Origin of the sequence: Mesobacterium hydrothermale (genome assembly GCF_035818635.1) — a bacterium.
GTDB lineage: Bacteria > Pseudomonadota > Alphaproteobacteria > Rhodobacterales > Rhodobacteraceae > Mesobacterium_A > Mesobacterium_A hydrothermale.
The window spans coordinates 151,607-169,428 of the sequence record NZ_JAYLLH010000001.1 but is presented as its reverse complement, the minus strand read 5'-3'; the positions used below and the strand labels follow the sequence as shown (position 1 = coordinate 169,428).

General features: G+C 63.8%; 16 protein-coding genes. 12 read left to right on the top strand and 4 right to left on the bottom strand.

Features of this window, described 5'->3' with window-relative positions; translation table 11 throughout:
• Positions 1-20 precede the first annotated feature (20 nt).
• Positions 21-1,337 (bottom strand): HlyD family type I secretion periplasmic adaptor subunit, encoded by a 1,317-nt coding sequence (locus tag VK792_RS00790; protein WP_326295350.1) that lies wholly within the window; start codon positions 1,335-1,337, stop codon positions 21-23.
• On the bottom strand, positions 1,334-3,064 hold the full coding sequence (locus tag VK792_RS00785; RefSeq protein ID WP_326295348.1) for a type I secretion system permease/ATPase: 1,731 nt from the start codon (positions 3,062-3,064) through the stop codon (positions 1,334-1,336). The genes VK792_RS00790 and VK792_RS00785 overlap by 4 nt, the downstream gene beginning before the upstream one ends.
• A gap of 208 nt (positions 3,065-3,272) precedes the next feature.
• Between VK792_RS00785 and VK792_RS00780 the strand changes: the two genes are divergently transcribed.
• Together VK792_RS00780 and VK792_RS00775 are read left to right on the top strand one after the other, a co-directional pair.
• A complete protein-coding gene (locus tag VK792_RS00780; RefSeq protein ID WP_326295345.1) occupies positions 3,273-4,025 on the top strand; it encodes an MlaA family lipoprotein in 753 nt (250 codons plus the stop codon).
• A gap of 4 nt (positions 4,026-4,029) precedes the next feature.
• Entirely contained in the window at positions 4,030-4,617 is a 588-nt protein-coding gene (locus VK792_RS00775; protein ID WP_326295343.1) for an MlaC/ttg2D family ABC transporter substrate-binding protein, read from the top strand.
• Positions 4,618-4,722: 105 nt separating this feature from the next.
• On the opposite strand, the gene VK792_RS00770 is transcribed toward VK792_RS00775, so the two are convergent.
• Complete coding sequence (locus VK792_RS00770; protein ID WP_326295340.1) at positions 4,723-6,891, bottom strand: transglycosylase domain-containing protein; 2,169 nt, start codon at positions 6,889-6,891, stop codon at positions 4,723-4,725.
• 268 nt (positions 6,892-7,159) lie between these two features.
• Here VK792_RS00770 and VK792_RS00765 point away from each other — a divergent pair, with 268 nt between their 5' ends.
• Positions 7,160-7,498, top strand: coding sequence for a P-II family nitrogen regulator (locus VK792_RS00765; protein ID WP_326295337.1), 339 nt, complete (start codon positions 7,160-7,162; stop codon positions 7,496-7,498).
• 34 nt (positions 7,499-7,532) lie between these two features.
• Positions 7,533-8,882: an ammonium transporter gene (locus tag VK792_RS00760; RefSeq protein WP_326295334.1), complete on the top strand. Its 1,350-nt coding sequence runs from the start codon at positions 7,533-7,535 to the stop codon at positions 8,880-8,882.
• A gap of 141 nt (positions 8,883-9,023) precedes the next feature.
• Here VK792_RS00760 and VK792_RS00755 read toward each other — a convergent pair whose 3' ends face one another.
• Positions 9,024-9,401, bottom strand: coding sequence for a rhodanese-like domain-containing protein (locus VK792_RS00755; protein ID WP_326295331.1), 378 nt, complete (start codon positions 9,399-9,401; stop codon positions 9,024-9,026).
• Positions 9,402-9,531: 130 nt separating this feature from the next.
• Here VK792_RS00755 and mutL point away from each other — a divergent pair, with 130 nt between their 5' ends.
• The 8 genes from mutL (at position 9,532) to VK792_RS00715 (ending at position 17,808) form a co-directional block, all read left to right on the top strand.
• On the top strand, positions 9,532-11,367 hold the full coding sequence (mutL, locus tag VK792_RS00750; protein WP_326295328.1) for a DNA mismatch repair endonuclease MutL: 1,836 nt from the start codon (positions 9,532-9,534) through the stop codon (positions 11,365-11,367).
• Positions 11,364-12,527 (top strand): DNA recombination protein RmuC, encoded by a 1,164-nt coding sequence (locus VK792_RS00745; RefSeq protein ID WP_326295327.1) that lies wholly within the window; start codon positions 11,364-11,366, stop codon positions 12,525-12,527. Before mutL ends, VK792_RS00745 begins: the two co-directional genes overlap by 4 nt.
• 253 nt (positions 12,528-12,780) lie before the next feature.
• The gene (locus VK792_RS00740) at positions 12,781-13,701 is read left to right on the top strand and encodes a manganese-dependent inorganic pyrophosphatase (RefSeq protein ID WP_326295325.1); all 921 of its coding nucleotides are present in this window, start codon (positions 12,781-12,783) and stop codon (positions 13,699-13,701) included.
• Between the two features lie 126 nt (positions 13,702-13,827).
• Positions 13,828-14,700 (top strand): TIGR01459 family HAD-type hydrolase, encoded by an 873-nt coding sequence (locus VK792_RS00735; RefSeq protein WP_326295323.1) that lies wholly within the window; start codon positions 13,828-13,830, stop codon positions 14,698-14,700.
• Positions 14,701-14,803: 103 nt separating this feature from the next.
• Positions 14,804-15,247 (top strand): MaoC family dehydratase, encoded by a 444-nt coding sequence (locus VK792_RS00730; protein ID WP_326295320.1) that lies wholly within the window; start codon positions 14,804-14,806, stop codon positions 15,245-15,247.
• A gap of 115 nt (positions 15,248-15,362) precedes the next feature.
• Positions 15,363-16,295 (top strand): bifunctional riboflavin kinase/FAD synthetase, encoded by a 933-nt coding sequence (locus VK792_RS00725; RefSeq protein ID WP_326295318.1) that lies wholly within the window; start codon positions 15,363-15,365, stop codon positions 16,293-16,295.
• Positions 16,292-16,762 (top strand): YcgN family cysteine cluster protein, encoded by a 471-nt coding sequence (locus VK792_RS00720; RefSeq protein WP_326295317.1) that lies wholly within the window; start codon positions 16,292-16,294, stop codon positions 16,760-16,762. Before VK792_RS00725 ends, VK792_RS00720 begins: the two co-directional genes overlap by 4 nt.
• Complete coding sequence (locus VK792_RS00715) at positions 16,762-17,808, top strand: threonine aldolase family protein (RefSeq protein ID WP_326295316.1); 1,047 nt, start codon at positions 16,762-16,764, stop codon at positions 17,806-17,808. The genes VK792_RS00720 and VK792_RS00715 overlap by 1 nt, the downstream gene beginning before the upstream one ends.
• The last annotated feature ends 14 nt before the right edge of the window (positions 17,809-17,822 follow it).

Below are 17,822 nucleotides of genomic sequence, written 5' to 3'. Positions count from 1 at the left end.
CGATGGGAATTGCAATGGGCCTATTCGCGGAACGCCTTCGCGAAGTAATCCATGAACGGCTTGGTCAGATAGCTGGCCGGCGTCCGGTCCGCGGTGCGAATGAACGCCTCGACCGGCATGCCCGGAATCAGCGTGGTATCGGGCGGCAGCCGGGTGATTTCATTTTCACGCAGCTGCAATTCGACCCGGTAAAAGCTCATCTTGGTGGTTTCGTCAGTGAACGCATCGGGCGAGACCTTGACGACCGAGCCAAACAGCTCTGGCGTCTGACGCTGATCCAGCGCCGAGAACTTCAGCACCACTTCCTGGCCAAGGTGGATTTGGTCGATGTGGATGGTCGGCACCTGCGCCGAAATCACCAACGGGCGATCCTGCGGAACCAGGTACATCACCGGCTCTGCGGGCCGGATCACCGACCGTTCGGCAAAAACCTGCAATCCATAGACCACGCCCGACACCGGCGCGGTGATGACCATCCGGCTCAGGCGCTCTTCCAGCGCGCGGCGCTGTTCGGCCAGTTCGCGTTCGCGGTATTGCAGGTCACGCAGCATGGTGATCGCCTCTTCGCGGCGGCGGGTTTCCAGCTTCAGCACCTCGATCTCGATCTCGGTGATCCGTTCGTTGGCCTGCGCCTTCTGTGCGGTCAGTTCCCCCACCAGCCCGGCAAGGCGGGCCTGTTCGCGCTGCAGCGACAACACCCGGCTGGCCTGCGCCAGTCCGCGGTCCAGCAGCGACTGCTGGTCGGCCAGTTCGCTGGCAATCAGCGAAATCTGGGTGGACAGCGCATCCTGCTGCGCGTCAATGCCCTTGACCTGTTCGGAAATCTGGTCGGCACGCTTGTGCAGTTGATCCACCTCGCGCGCGATCGACGCGCGCCGGGCGTCGAACAGCGCGATCTGACCATCGACCAGATCCGCGATGGTCGGGTCAAGCTCTGCCTCGTCCAGCAGCACCTGGTCAAACACCACCTCTGCCGCATCGTCGCGTTCGGCATCCAGTCGCGCGCGGCGCGCCACCAGTTCGAAATACTGGCCCTTGACGATGGTCAGTTCGGAATTCAGCAACGTCGGGTCCAGCCGGATCAACGGCTGTCCGACCGCGACAAGGTCGCCTTCGTCAACAAGGATTTCATCGACCACCCCGCCATCGGGATGCTGAATCACCTGGCGGTTCTGGTCGACAACGATCTGCCCCGACGCAATCACCGCGCCCGAGATATTCGTGGTCACCGCCCAATAGCCGAACCCGCCCACCAGGACCGCGAAAACGATGATGCCCAGCAACATCGGGCCGCGCATCGGGAAGGCCTTGTTGACCTCTTTGTTGATATCGCTCATCGCACGCCTCCGGTGCCGCCTTGCTGGATTTGCTGGTGGTTCTGCACGACCTGGCGCAGGACCTCTTCCTTGGGCCCGAACGCGGTGCGGGCACCGCCATCCAGCATCAAGAGCAGGTCGCATTCCTTGATCGCCGCCGGACGGTGCGCCATGATCAGGACCGATTTGCCTTCGGCTTTCATCGCGCGGATGGCGGTGTTCACCGCCTCGCTGCCCTCGTTGTCAAGGTTCGAATTCGGCTCGTCCAGGATCAGCAAGACCGGATCGCCGTACATCGCCCGGGCCAGGCCCACGCGCTGCATCTGCCCGCCGGACAGCCGCCCGCCCGCTGCCGACACGCGGGTATCATAGCCGTCGGGCAGTTTCAGGATCATGTCATGCGCGTCGGCCTTTTTCGCCGCCTCGACGATCTTCTGCGGATCGGCGTCGGGCGACAGCTTGGCGATGTTTTCGGCAATCGTGCCGTCAAACAGCGTGACCCGCTGCGGCAGATACCCGATGTGACGCCCCAGCGCCTCGTTTCCGTATTGCTCAAGCGTCGCGCCATCCAGCCGGATCTTGCCGCCCGCAGGCCGCCAGACGCCGGTCAGCGCCCGCGCCAGCGTGGATTTGCCTGCACCCGACGGGCCGATCACACCCAGTGCCGTGCCCGGCTCGAGCGAGAAACTGACGATGCGCAGCGCTGCCTGCTGCTGTCCCGGCGGAACAACGGTCAGTTGCTGCACATCCAGTTTGGCGCGCGGGGCCGGCAGCGGGGTGCGTGGCTGTTCTTCGGGCACTTCGCTCAGCAATTGGGCCAGGTTCTGCCAGCCCTTGCGCGCAGCCTGAACCAGCGGCCACTGGCCGATGGCCAGTTCGATCGGCGCCAGCGCGCGCCCCATCAGGATCGAGCCAGCGATCATCGCCCCCGGGGTCAGTTCGCCCGCCAGCACCAGATACGCCCCAAGCCCCAACATCGCCGATTGCAGGAACAGGCGGAAGGTCTTCGTTGTGGCAGAAAACGTGCCCAGCAGGTCGGCCGAGCCGATCTGGCTGCGCAGCGCCTCTTTCCGCGCCGCGTGCCAGCGCAGAAACGCAAATTTCTGCATCCCCATGCTTTGCACCATCTCGGCCTCGTTACGGATCTGCTCGGAAACCTGATTGGCGCGCATCGACACCGCGTTTGCCTTGAGCGTGGGGGACTTTGTGAACACCTGGTTCAGGATGGTGACCAGGATCAGGATCGCCCCGCCGCCCATCGCCAGATAGCCCAGCCACGGGTGGAACAGCATGATCCCGAACAGAAAGAACGGCGTCCAGGGAATGTCGAAGAGCGACATCAGCACCGGTGACGACATCAACCGCTGCACCGATTCAAGATCGCGCAGCCCGCTGGCCGACAGCTCGTCAGGGCGGATCGCCGCCCGCCGCATCACCGCATCGAACACCCGCAAGTCCAGCCGTGACTGGAACCGGGCCGCCACGCGCCCCATGATTCGACCGCGGACATAGTCCAGCAAGCCCATGGAGCCATAAAGAAACGCCACCAGCAGCGTCAGCGCCAGCAATGTCGCCTCGGACCGTGACCCAAGCACGCGGTCGTAGACCTGCAACATGTAGATCGGACCGGTCAGCATCAGCAGGTTCACAAGGAAGCTGAAGACCGCAACGAACCAGTAATAGGGGCGGCTTTCGCGCCGCGCTGCCTTCAGTTCGGCAAGGCCAGCGTCAAAATTCTTTAATGCCATTGGTAATCCCGTCCGGATTTTCTATGCTCTGGGGTATTGCACCCGCTTTTTCGGTAGGAATACGGCAAGTTTGAGTTTCGCACCAGCGTTGTATCGTTTGTGCCACAACCCCATGGATTGCGGGGCGCGCCATTGGGTCCCGCTGACAAACGCACTAGGTAAGGACGATGGTATTCGTGACCGCCCGTTTCAATAGCCGGATTTCACCGTGACCTGGACCCTGCCACGCCTGTTCGCCGCCACTGCCCTTGCGCTGTCCGTTGCGGCCTGTTCCACTCCCGGCCCGGGCCAGGCGCCCGATGGCATCTGGGATCCGTATGAAACCACCAACCGCCGCACCCACGAATTCAACAAGGGTCTGGATCGCGCGCTGGTGCGTCCGGCGGGCAAGGGCTATGCCACGGTCGTCCCGGACGAAGTGCAGGACGTGGTGTCGAACTTCGCCGACAATCTGGGTACGCCCGCCTCGATGGTGAACCAGACATTGCAAGGCGATGTCGCAGGGGTGATGCACAATTTCTTCCGCTTCACGATCAATTCGACCATCGGGCTTCTGGGGCTTTTCGACCCGGCGACCGACATGGGCCTGCCCGAACGGCCCAGCGATTTCGGCCAGACACTCCAGGTCTGGGGCGTCCCGGAAGGGGCTTATGTCGAACTGCCCTTGCTGGGGCCGTCGACCGAACGCGACACCGCGGGCAGAGTGGTCGATATGTTCACGAACCCGCTGGAATACGCCCTGCCCAGGCCCGAGCGCTACTACGGTACCGCCACGCGCGTAGCGTCCAAGGTGGGTGACCGCGGCCGCTACAGCGACACGGTCGACTCGATCCTGTACGAAAGCGCCGACAGCTATGCTCAGGCACGCCTGATTTACTTGCAGAACCGTCGCTTCGAACTGGGTGAAGAGGCGAAAGATACCTATATTGATCCCTACGCACTGGATACCGAAGGGTTTTGATCCGATGACGTTTTCCCGCAGAACCTTCCTCGCCGCATCGACCGCGGCGGTGTTTCCGTTGCCGGCGCTGGCATTGAACACTGCCGAGGCAAAGTCGCTGGTCGACAAGCTGGTGGACCAGATCAACCGCGTCATCGACAGCGGCAAGTCCGAATCCGCGATGTATGGCGATTTCGAACGCATCTTCCGCCAGTTCGGCGATATTTCCTACATTGCCGCCTACGCGATGGGGGTCGACGGGCGCCGCGCCAGCACGTCCCAGAAAAAGGCGTTCACAGACGCCTTCACCGGCTACATCTCGCGCAAGTACGGCAAGCGGTTCCGCGAATTCATCGGCGGACGGCTCGAGGTCCAGGGCTCGAAGAGCGTGAAGAACTACTACGAGGTGACGACCACCGCCTTTCTGCGCGGCGAAGCCCCGTTCGAGGTGAATTTCCATGTCTCGGACCGCACCGGCAAGGACTTGTTCTTCAACATCTACATCGATGGCATCAACATGCTGCTGACAGAACGCACCGAGGTCGGCGCCATGCTGGACAGGCGGCGCGGCGATATCGATGCGATGATCGCGGACCTGCGCAAGGCGGGCTGACCTGCCTTTCATCTTTCTCCAAATACTCAAAACGCATCACTGGCCACCCGGCGGCGCGTTTTGAGTATTTATTGAAAGATGAAAGGGCACAACAGTCCCACGGCGTCAGTTGCGCCCCCCCCCCAGAATGTCGCGCATCAGTTGATCAAGGAACGTGTCGCGTTTTTTCCGTTGCGGTTGCGGCGCGGGCTGTGACACCGATTCCGGACGCGGCGGTTCCGGGGCGACCATGGGCAGCGGCTTGGGTGTATCGGTCGCGTGTACGCGGGCAATGGTTTCGTGCCAGATCTCGGCCGGCAAGCCACCGCCGGTAACCCCTTTCAGCGGCGTGTTGTCGTCATAGCCCATCCAGACACCCGCCACGTAGTCGGCCGTAAAGCCGATGAACCAGGCGTCGCGCGCCTCGGTGCTGGTGCCGGTCTTGCCGGCCACCTGCCAGCCCGGCAGTTGCGCACGCCGCCCGGTGCCCTGGCTGACCACTTTTTCCATCATCCAGACCAGCTTGCGCGCGGCGGATTCGTTGATCACCCGTTCCCCGATGCCGCCACCGGTGCCCATCAGCGGCTCGGTCTCGCCCTTGAGGCGCAGATCGACAAGCCCGTAGGGGGTCACCGATGACCCGCCATTCAGGATGCCGGCATAGGCTCCGGTCATTTCCAGCAGGCTGGCCTCGGAACTGCCCAGGGCCAGCGCCGGGCTGTCGGCAAGTTCCGAGCGGATACCGAAATCATAAGCCACCTTGTGCACAAGATCGCGGCCGACGCTTTCCGATACTTTCACCGCCGGAATGTTCAGCGAGTCTTCAAGCGCTTCGGTCAGGGTGACACGGCCCTTGTATTCATTGCTGTAGTTCTTCGGGCACCACTGGCCCGATCCGGGGATGTTCAGGCAATAGGGTTCGTCCACCACCGTGTCGAGCGGGCTGTAGCCCAGTTCCAGCGCGGTTGCATAGACGAAGGGCTTGAACGCCGACCCGGTCTGGCGTTTCGCCTGCGTGGCACGGTTGAACACGCCAGACGCCTTGACTTGACGGCCGCCCAGCATGGCGCGCACCGCCCCGTCCGCGCTCATCACCACGATCGCTGCCTGCGCCTTTGATCCTTCCTTGACCTTGGTCGAGAAGATCTCGGTCATCGCATCTTCCGCTGCGGTCTGGATACGCGGGTCGAGCGTGGTGCGGATCACCACGTCTTCGGTCGTGTTGCGGGTGAAGAAATCCGGGCCTGATACCATGACCCAATCGGCGAAATAGCCCCCGCGGCGGGTATCTGCGGCCTCGGACAGGGTGGCCGGGTGCTGCTGGTAATAAGCGGTGTCTTCGGCGTTCAGATACCCCTGTTCGTTCATCAGGCGCAGCACGGTGGCGGCCCGATCCTGGGACCGTTCCAGATCGCTGGTCGGTGCCAGCGACGTCGGCGCCGTCAGAAGCCCGGCGAGCATTGCCGATTCTGCCGGGTTCAGTTCAGCCGCATGTTTCGAGAAATAGCGCTGCGCCGCGGCTTCGGCCCCATAGGCGCCGCCGCCCATGTAGGCACGGTTGAGGTAAATCGACAGGATCTCGTCCTTGGAGAACTTCACCTCCATCGCCAGGGCGAACAGCGCCTCCTTGCCCTTGCGCACCAGCGATCCCCGGCGGCAGTCGGCAACATAGTCAGCCTCGCTGTCCCATTCGTCGGGGTCGTAGATCACGCCAAGGCAAAGCAATTTGGCGGTCTGCTGGGTGATGGTCGAACCACCATGCCCAGACAGTGGTCCACGCCCTTCGGACAGGTTGATCCGGATCGCGCTGGCGATGCCGCGCGGGCTCAGGCCGAAATGGCTGTAAAAGCGCTTGTCCTCGGTGGCGACAACCGCGTTGCGCAGGTGCGGCGACACGCTTTGCGCGGTCACCACGCCGCCGAACTGGTCGCCGCGCCAGGCGAAGATCTGGCCGTTGCGATCCAGCATGGTGACCGACCCGCGTGCCCGTCCGTCCAGCAGGTCCGACAGGTTGGGCAGCGTGGTATAGATGTAGCCCACCGCCAGCGCCACGATCAGCGCCACCACCACCGACACCCGCACGAACAGCCGCCACACCAGCCGGAAGGTCCAGGTGAAAATTCCCAGAAAAAAGGCGACCAGCGGGTTGCGCTTCTTGCCCCGGGCCGGCTGTTTGCGCGCAGGTTTCCGGGCCGCGGCCTTTGGCTTGGGCTGCGGCTTGGGCTTTTGCGCGGAAGCCGACGGATAGCGGCGATCGGCCACCAACCGGCTCTTTGGCCGTTTTGAATCACTCATGCTGACTGCCCGGACACTTGTCTTTTTCATGTAGCATACAGGCTTCGCGCGCCGATGTTGACCTCAAAGCGCCCAAAGTTTCGGTTTTAGTTTCGGTTAAAGTTTAATCAATACATGTCGTTTGTGCATTTTTTGTGCAACTTTTTGAGGCGCTCGCCCCGGATTCCGGTGCGACTCCTTCCTAAATCGCCCCTCTGCGCGCTTTCTGCGATGGCGAAACGCGGGCTGCGCCCTGCGAAACCTGCTCAAGCAACCGAAAGGGACAAAGGTGAAACTCATCATTGCAACGATCAAGCCGTTCAAGCTCGAGGAGGTCCGCGAGGCGCTGACCGCCGTGGGCGTGCGCGGCATGATGGTGACCGAAATCAAGGGCTTCGGCTCGCAGTCTGGCCATACCGAAATCTATCGCGGCGCAGAATACGCGGTGAATTTCGTGCCGAAAATCAAGCTGGAAATCGTCGTCGCCGCTGCCATGGCAGACCAGGTTGTCGAAACGATCACCAAGACCGCGCAAACCGGCAAGATCGGCGACGGCAAGATCTTCGTTCTGGACGTGCAGCAGGCGATCCGCGTGCGCACCGGCGAAACCAACGCCGACGCAATCTGACGCGGCAACCGATAAGACAGAGGGAAACGGACATATGAAACTTCTCAAGACGCTCGCCCCGGCTGCCGCGCTGATCGCGCTGCCCGTGATGGGCCTTGCGCAGGATGCCACCCCCGGCACCGACGCATCGTCGGATTCGATCTTTATCTTCAACTCGCTGCTGTTCCTGATCGGCGGCTTCCTGGTCATGTGGATGGCCGCAGGCTTTGCCATGCTGGAAGCGGGTCTGGTGCGGTCCAAGAACGTGGCCATGCAGCTGACCAAGAACATCGCGCTGTTCGCGATCGCCGCGGTCATGTACTACCTGATCGGCTACAACCTGATGTACCCGCTGGGCAACTGGTCGGTCGGCTCTGACGAAACCGGCGGCTATCTGGGCGCCTTTGGCGTTGCCGTTCTGGAAGCCGTGGGCGTGGCCCGCGACGGGGCCGACGATTATGGCTATGCCTCGACCGGCTCGGACTTCTACTTCCAGCTGATGTTCTGCGCCACCACCGCGTCGATCGTGTCCGGCACCCTGGCCGAGCGTATCAAGCTGTGGCCGTTCCTGTTCTTCACCGTTGTCCTGACCGGTATCATCTACCCGATCCAGGCGTCGTGGAAGTGGGGCGGCGGTTTCCTGGACAGCCAGTACGGCTTCCTTGACTTCGCAGGCTCGACCGTCGTGCACTCCGTGGGTGGCTGGGCTGCTCTGGCCGGCGCGCTGATCCTGGGTCCGCGGATCGGCAAGTACACCAAGGAAGGCCGCACCGTGCCGATCATGGGCTCGAACCTGCCGCTGGCAACGCTGGGCACGTTCATCCTGTGGCTGGGTTGGTTCGGCTTCAACGGCGGGTCGCAGCTGGCCATGGGCACCGTGGGTGACGTCGCCGACGTGTCGCGGATCTTCGCCAACACCAACACCGCGGCTGCCGGTGGTGCCATCGCCGCGATGATCCTGACTCAGGTGCTTTACAAGAAGGTCGACCTGACCATGGTCCTGAACGGCGCTCTGGCCGGTCTGGTGTCGATCACCGCGGAACCGCTGACCCCGACTCTGGGGGCTGCAACCCTGATCGGTGCCTTCGGTGGCGTGATCGTGGTCTTCGCCGTGCCGCTGCTGGACAAGCTGAAGATCGACGACGTTGTCGGCGCAATCCCGGTTCACCTGATGGCGGGCATCTACGGCACCATCGCCGTGGTCTTCACCAACCCCGATGCAACCATCGGCGGCCAGCTGATCTCGATCGTGATCGTCGGTATCTTCGTCTTCGTGGTCTCGGCCGTGCTGTGGTTCATCCTGAAGATGGTCGTGGGCATCCGCGTCTCGGAAGAAGAAGAGATCATGGGTCTCGACATGGCCGAGCTGGGGATGGAAGCCTATCCCGAATTCTCCAAGAGCTGATCTCCTCCTTCCTGTCAGCTTTTGAGACAACCTGCCCGGGCGTTCGCGCCCGGGCTTTTTCTTGTCTGCGCGGCACCACACAACCGGCAACAAAAAGAGGAGGCACAGGCCCCCTCTTCTTTCACCGGATGGCGGCGGCGCTCAGGGCGTCACGGCCTGCGGCGCACCGGTCGCCATGTTGGTGCCGATATAGGGCAACTTGGCCGCTTTCCAGCCGCCAAAGCCGCCTTCCAGATGCGCCACGAGGTCTAGCCCGCCGTCCAGCGCCGCACGCGACACCCTCTCGGACCGCACGCCCGAACCGCAATAGAACACGATGCGCTTGTCACTTTGTCCGGGCAAGGCGCTGGCCTTGAAGAACGACAGCGGCAACAGCAGTGCGCCTTCGACATGTTCGAACATGTATTCCTGCGGCGTGCGCACGTCGATCAGCACAACCTCGCCTTTGTTGACCGCGTCGGCGACCTCGGCCGGGGTCCAGGTTTCCAGGGTCTTTCCATCGACCGTTTCAGTTTTCACGACATGTCTCCTTGGTCATGATGCAGCGCTTGGGCTGCCGGGGCCATTCTAATATGGGCAAGATGCAGGAACCATAACAGGGGGGCCTTTGCCGTTTCAGAATCGCGGGAGCCCTGCTAGATATCGTGGAATGAACGAGCATTCCCCCAACATCCGCCCGATTATCCGGCAACTGGACGACGCAGCGATCAACCGCATCGCCGCGGGCGAGGTCGTGGAACGCCCGGCGTCGGCGGTCAAGGAACTGGTGGAAAACGCCATCGACGCGGGCGCGCGGCGGATCACGGTCGAAATCGCCGATGGCGGGAAAACACTGATCCGGGTCACCGATGACGGCTGCGGCATGGCGCCCGACGACCTGCCGCTGGCCCTGTCGCGCCACGCCACGTCAAAGATCGACGGTTCGGACCTGCTCGACATTCATTCCTTCGGGTTCCGGGGCGAAGCGCTGCCCTCGCTCGGCGCGGTCGGGCGGCTGATGATCCAGTCCCGCGCCGCCGGGCAGGACGGGGCCGAACTGACCGTCGCGGGTGGCGCGATGTCGGCGGTGAAGCCGTCGGCGCTGAACGGCGGCACCGTCGTCACCCTGCGCGACCTGTTCTATGCCACCCCTGCGCGGCTGAAATTCCTGCGCAGCGACCGGGCCGAAGCGCAAGCTGTCGGCGACGTGATCCGCCGGCTGGCCATGGCCGAACCTTCGGTCGGGTTCACGTTGCGCGATGTCAGCGGCGGGGCCGACCGCATCACGTTCCGCGCCGATCCCGAACAGGGCGATCTGTTCGACGCGCTGCGCGGGCGGCTGGCCACCGTGATGGGGCGCGACTTCACCGAGAACGCGCTGAGCATCGACGCCGACCGCGAGGGCATCCGCCTGACCGGTCTGGCCGCCTTGCCGACCTATTCGCGCGGGTCGGCCGTGGCGCAGTATTTCTTCGTCAACGGCCGCCCGGTGCGGGACAAGCTGCTGATCGGGGCGTTGCGCGGGGCCTATGCCGATTTCCTGTCCCGCGACCGCCACCCCGCCGTGGCGCTGTTCGTCGATTGCGATCCGCACAAAGTGGACGTGAACGTGCACCCCGCCAAATCCGAGGTCCGCTTTCGCGATCCCGGGCTGGTGCGCGGGCTGATCGTCTCGGCCCTGCGCCACGCGCTGGCCGAAGCCGGGCACCGCGCGTCGTCGACCGTGGCCGCCGCGACGCTGGGCGCGTTCCGGCCAGAGGCACCGCAACAGCCGCGCGTCTACCAGATGGACCGCCCCTCGCCCGCCGCGCGGTCCGCCGGTTGGGCAGCGCAAGCGCCCGGTTTTGCCGAAATCGGCGATGCCTTCAGCGCCCGCGTGGTCGACCCGGTGGACCTGCAGTGCGACACCGCGACCGAGCCCGATTCGCTGCCGCTCGGGGCGGCGCGCGGGCAGGTGCATGAAAACTACATCATCGCCCAGACCGCCGATGGCATGGTAATCGTCGATCAGCATGCCGCGCATGAACGGCTGGTCTATGAAAAGCTGAAACGCCAGATGGCCAAAACCGGGGTCGCCGCGCAGGCCTTGCTGATTCCCGAAATCATCGACCTGTCGCCCGACGACATCGCCCGCCTTCTGTCCGTCACGGACGACCTGTCGCGCATGGGGCTGACGCTTGAGCCCTTCGGCGGCAACGCCGTCGCCGTGCGCGAAACCCCTGCCCTGCTGGGAGAGGTCAACGCCAAGGCGCTGGTGCTGGATATCCTTGACGAACTGTCCGACAGCGGCAGCACCCAGCTGGTACAGGAAAAGCTCGAGGCGATCCTCAGCCGCTTTGCCTGCCACGGCTCGATCCGGTCGGGCCGCAGGATGCGCGCGGAAGAAATGAACGCACTTCTGCGCGAAATGGAGGCGACGCCGCATTCCGGCCAGTGCAACCACGGCCGTCCGACCTATGTCGAACTGAAGCTGGCCGATATCGAACGGCTGTTCGGACGCACATGATCACCATCGGGCAAACCACCTACACGCTGGACGATCCCGCCGTTCTGGCCGGATTGCTGGGGGCGGCGCTGGCGCTGCTGATCGTGATCCTGCTGATCATGGCGGTGCGCGCGGCGGGCCGGTCCGCGCGCATGGCCGAACCGCTGGCGCAGCAACTGGGCACGCTGGGTCAGCGGGTCCAGATGCTGGGCGATGGGCAGGAACGGCTGGCCGGCGGGTTGCATCACGTGTCGGAGGCGCAGGCCCAAAGCCAGACCGCCATGCTGCAACTGATGGAAAAGCGCCTGGCCGAAGTGCAGACCCAGATCACCGACAACCTGCACGGCGCGTCCCGGCGCACCGCGCATTCGCTGGGTGAATTGCAGGAACGGCTGAAGACCATCGACAAGGCGCAGGAAAACATCACCAAGCTGTCGGGTGACGTGCTTTCGCTGCAGGATATCCTGTCGAACAAGCAGACCCGCGGCGCGTTTGGCGAAATCCAGCTGCACGACATCGTGTCCAAGGCGCTGCCCTCGGACAGCTATACGTTGCAGGCGACGCTGTCGAACGGGCGGCGCGCGGATTGCCTGATTCACCTGCCTAACCCGCCCGGACCGATCTGCATCGACAGCAAGTTCCCGCTGGAAGCCTATGAAATGCTGCGCCGGTCCGAGACCAAGGAGCAGGCCAACCGCGCCGCGCAGCAGATGCGGCTTGCGGTGCGCAAGCACATCCGCGACATCGCCGATCGCTATATCATCGAAGGCGAAACCGCCGATGGCGCGCTGATGTTTCTGCCGTCCGAGGCGGTCTATGCCGAGTTGCACGCGAATTTCGCCGAGCTGGTGCGCGAGGGGTTCGGGCTGCGGGTCTGGATCGTGTCGCCCACCACCTGCATGGCCACGCTGAACACGATGCGCGCGATCCTGAAGGATGCCCGCATGCGCGAACAGGCCGGTGCGATCCGCAAGGAACTGGGCCTGCTTTACGCCGACGTGGACCGGTTGGGGGCGCGGGTCGAAAACCTTGACCGGCATTTCTCTCAGGCGGCCAAGGATATTTCCGACATCAAGATCAGCGCCGACAAGGCCGGGCGGCGGGCACGGCGGCTGGACAATTTCGATTTCGAAGAGCTTGGAACGGACGATCCGGCGGCAGCCCTGACCGGCAAAGGCTGACGTCAACGGCTCGGATCGGGCTGCGCCCGATCCGAGCGCGGCGTGCCGTGCACGCCGATGGCGCGCCAGCGCGCGCCCTGGAGGCTCTGCCTCCAGACCTCCGAGGTATTTGGAAAACCAAAGACTGGGGAAACGCGGGGGGCGGCGTGGTTCCGGCGCGCTTTCGCCGCAGCGCAGCATGAGCGCGTGACATTTGTCAAAAGCGCTTTTATAAGCGCGCCAAATCCTGACATCTGAATTCGAGGACAGTTTCATGACCACTTTGGTTTTCGGCCACAAATCCCCCGACACCGATTCGACCGGCAGCCCGATCATCTGGGCCTGGTACCTGAACGAGGTCAAAGGCGTTGCCGCCAAGCCCGTTCTGCTGGGCGAGCCCAACACCGAGGCCGCGTTCGTTCTGACCCGCTGGTCGCTGGACAAGCCGGAAATCATCTCGGCCGTGGACGCAGGCACCCCGGTGGTGATCGTGGACACCAACAACCCGGCCGAACTGCCCGCCGATATCAACGCGGCCGACATCACCGCCATCATCGACCACCACAAGCTGGTGGGCGGGCTGGAAACCAAGGGGCCGATCGACATCACCGTGCGCCCGCTGGCGTGCACCGCGACGATCATGGTCGACCTGATGGGCGAGGACGCCGCCAGGATGCCCGAGGCGATCAAGGGCGCGGCGTTGTCCTGCATCCTGTCCGACACGCTGGAATTCCGCAGCCCGACCACCACCGCCCATGACAAGGCCGTGGCCGAGAAGCTGGCTGCGGAGCTGGGTGTCGATATCGCCGCCTATGCGTCCGAGATGTTCGAAGCGAAATCGGACGTCAGCGCGTTTTCCGACGCCGAACTGCTGCGGATGGATTCGAAGGAATACACTGTCGACGGCACCGATTTCCGCGTTTCCGTGCTGGAAACCACCGCGCCCAAGCTGGTGCTGGACCGCAAGGACAGCCTGATGGCGTCGATGGTCGACGTGGCCAAGGAAGACGGCGCCGACCAGGTGCTGCTGTTCGTTGTCGACATCCTGAACGAGGAAGCCACGCTGCTGGTGCCGAACGACCTGGTGAAAGCCGTGGCTGAAAAGAGCTTTGGTGCCAGCGTGACCGGTGACACCGTGGTTCTGCCGGGCATCATGAGCCGCAAGAAGCAGATCATTCCGAACCTGAAGGTCTGATCCGTCAGCGGACCCGACATTGCGAGAGGGGCGCCCGTTGGCGCCCCTTTTCGTTTGTGAAAGGGCTTGGCCTTGTCCCGCCGCTTCGGCATACCAGCCGCACCACCGCGCGAAAGGACCCCTGACATGAGCCAGATCATCCACGCCCTGTCCGAGATCTCGGACCGTTACGACGCGCTGTTCGTCGATCTGTGGGGCTGTGTGCACAATGGCGTCACCGCCTATCCGGAGGCGGTCGCGGCCTTGCAGGCCTATCGCGCAAGGGGCGGCACGGTGATCCTTGTGACCAACGCACCGCGGTCGCGGCACGAGGTGGCCAAGCAACTGGTGCGGTTCAACGTGCCGACGGATTGCTACGACGACATCGCCAGCAGCGGCGACAGCGCGCGGGCGGCGATGTACCAGGGCGCGGTGGGCCAGAAGGTCTGGTTCATGGGGATCGACTTTGACCTGCCGTTCTTCGAGCCGCTGAAGCTGATCGAGACCCCGGTGCCAATCGCACGGGTCGAACTGGAGGAGGCCGAGGGCATCGTCTGTTGCGGGCCGTTCGATCCCCATGCCGGGCTGGAGGTGAACCGCCCGGCGTTCCTGTATGCCAAGCAGAAGGGGCTGAAACTGCTGTGCGCCAATCCCGATATCGTGGTGGATCGGGGTGAGAGACGCGAATGGTGCGCCGGCGCGCTGGCGCGGCTCTATACCGAGATGGGCGGCGAAAGCCTGTATTTCGGCAAACCGCATCCGCCGATCTATGACCTGGCGCGCCGCCGCCTGTCGGCGCTTAGCAAACAGGTGGACAGCGCCGGGATCCTGGCCATCGGCGACGGCATCGCCACCGACATCAAGGGCGCCATGGGCGAGGACATCGATTCCCTGTTCATCACCGGCGGATTGGCCGCAACTGAGACCAAAACGACGCAGCAGCCCGACGCCGAAGCGCTAAGCGCCTATCTGAACAAGGAAAACGCTAATCCCACCTTCAGCATCGGTTTCTTGCGGTAACATAATTTCTCCTTGAAATTGCTGCAGTCGCGAAGTAATAAAATTTCAAGACTGATCTCATAATCGTCCGAAAGTTACTTCGCCGATGGTCAAGGAGGCTGACATGCTCGACAATCTGCCGCGTGGCACGATCTGCATCGAAGATATCGAGATGGGCATGACCCGTCACCTGCGCAAGCAGGTCACTGATCGCGACATCGAACTGTTTGCCGAGGTCTCGACCGACCGCAACCCGGTGCACCTGGACGACGACTATGCCCGCGACACGATTTTCGAAGGGCGGATTGCCCACGGGATGCTGACCGCCGGGCTGATTTCCGCCGTGATCGGCGAACAGCTGCCCGGGCATGGCACGGTCTATATGGGCCAGTCGCTGAAGTTCCTGGGCCCGGTACGGCCTGGCGACGTGGTGCATGCCGAGGTGACGGTGATCGACATCGACCACGCCAAGCGCCGGGTGAAGCTGGATTGCAAATGCCTGGTCGACGGCAAGAAGGTCTTGATCGGCGAAGCCATGGTGCTGGCGCCGTCGCGCAAGTTCGACTGACGCGCGGGCGTCGGTCGGGGTGAGGGGCGCTGCCCCTCACACTCCCCGGGATATTTTTCGCCAGAAGAAGACAGCTGTCTTGCACCCGCCGGGTGCGGGCGCTACCCCTGCGACCATGCGTATCATCCGCGACTATCAATATGTGACCCCTGCCGACCGCGGTGCCACCGCGGCCATCGGCAATTTCGACGGGGTCCACCTTGGCCACCAGGCCGTGATCGGACTGGCGCGCGATGCCGCGCCCGGGGCCCCGCTGGGCGTGCTGACCTTCGAGCCGCACCCGCGCGAGTATTTCGCCCCCGACGCCCCGCCCTTTCGCCTGATGAGCCGCGCCGCGCGCGCCAGCCGGCTGGAAAAGCTGGGGGTGGACCGGCTTTACGAATTGAATTTCAACGCCGCGCTGGCCGGGCTGGAACCCGAGGCCTTTGCCCGCAAGGTCATCGCCGACGGGCTGGGGCTGGTGCATGTGGTGGTGGGCGAGGATTTCTGTTTCGGCAAGGAGCGGCTTGGCACGGCGGAAGACTTGCAGCGTTTCGGTGCCGAGATGGGGTTCGGTGTCACCGTCGCGGCATTGATCGAGGGGGTCTCGGGGCAGGTGTCGTCGACCGCGATCCGCACCGCGCTGACCGACGGACGGCCGCGCGATGCGCGCCAGATGCTGGGCCACTGGCACCGGATCGAAGGCACCGTTGTGGGCGGGGAACAGCGTGGCCGCGAACTGGGCTTTCCCACCGCCAACATGTGGATCGACGGGCTGCATCCGCCGCGCTTTGGCGTCTATGCCGTGCTGGTCGATGTGCAGGACGGGCCGCACAAGGGCAGCTATCACGGCGCGGCAAGCCTGGGTGTGCGACCGATGTTCGACGGCGAGGTGCCGAACCTGGAAACCTTCCTGTTCGATTTCGAGGGCGACCTGTACGGATCGACCCTGTCGGTCGGGCTGGTCGAGTTCCTGCGGCCCGAACTGAAATTCGACAGCCTTGACGCGCTGATCACCCAGATGGATGCCGACTGCGTCCGCGCCCGCGACATCCTGGCCGCGCTATGACCGATCCGATCGACCGCGACGGCCTGGGCCATCGGTTCTGGGAACACAAGGCGCTGACCAACCTTTCCCCGCGCGAGTGGGAGGCGCTGTGCGATGGCTGCGGCAAGTGCTGCCTGAACAAGCTGGAAGACGAGGAGACGGGCGAGGTCGCCCTGACCCGCGTGGCCTGCCGCCTGTTCGACGACACCACCTGCCGCTGCGCGCAATACCCGATCCGGCACCAGTTCGTGCCGGAATGTATCGTCATGAAACCCTCGAACATCGAGGACCATGCCTATTGGCTGCCGCAGACCTGCGCCTACCGGCTGGTCTGGGAGGGCAAGCCGCTTTACGACTGGCACCCGTTGATCTCGGGCGATCCGGAAACCGTGCACACGGCGGGCGTGTCGATGCAGCACCGCACCGTGGCCGAATTCGAGATCGACGAAGACGACTGGGAAGACCACATCATCGAGGAGCCCACCTGATGCATTTCGCCTCTGACAACTCTGGTCCCGTCCCCACGCAGGTTCTGGAGTCCCTGGCCCGCGCCAATGACGGCTATGCCATGGCCTATGGTACCGACCCCCTGACAGAAGCCGTGGAGCAAAAACTGCGCAACCTGTTCGAAGCTCCCGAGGCGGCGGTTTACCTGACCGCCACCGGGACCTCGGCGAATGTGATCGCGCTGGGGACGCTGGTCCAGCCTTATCAGGCGGTCTTCTGTTCGCCGGTGGCGCATATCCAGGAAGACGAATGCAACGCGCCAGAATTCTACACCGGCGGGGCCAAGCTGGTGCTGGTGCCGGGCACCGACCGGATGACGTCGGATGCCCTGCGCGCCACGATTGAAAACGAAGGCAACAGGGGCGTGCACGGCCCTGAACGCGGCGCGGTGTCGATCACCAACGTGACCGAGCGCGGCAATGTCTACACGCTTGCGGAACTGCGCGCGCTGACCGGCATCGCCAAGGAATATGGCTTGCCGGTGCACCTGGATGGCGCGCGCTTTGCCAATGCCTGCGTTGCGCTGAACTGCACCCCGGCCGAAATGTCGTGGAAGGCGGGTGTCGATGTCGCGGTTTTTGGCGGCACCAAGAACGGGCTGATGGGGGTCGAAGCGGTGATCTTCTTCGATCCTGACATGGCCCGCAGCTTTGCCCACCGGCGCAAGCGCGGCGGCCACCTGTTTTCCAAGACCCGTTTCCTGGCTGCGCAGATGGACGCGTATCTTGCCGACAACCTGTGGCGCGATCTGGCAACCCGGGCAAATGCCGCCTGCGCCCGTCTGGCCCAGGGCCTGCGCCAGTCGAACCGTGTGGTGATCGAGAACGACCCCACCGCCAACATGATCTATGCCAGCCTGCCGCGCGCGTGGCACCAGCGGGCAACCGCGGCCGGCGCACGGTACCACCTCAGCGGCGGTACGCTTTACAACGGGGATCCCGACACCCTGCTGACGGCGCGTTTCGTGACCGACTGGTCGATGACCGACGCACAGATCGACGCGTTCCTCGACGTGGCGCTGCCCTGACAAAAAAACCAGGT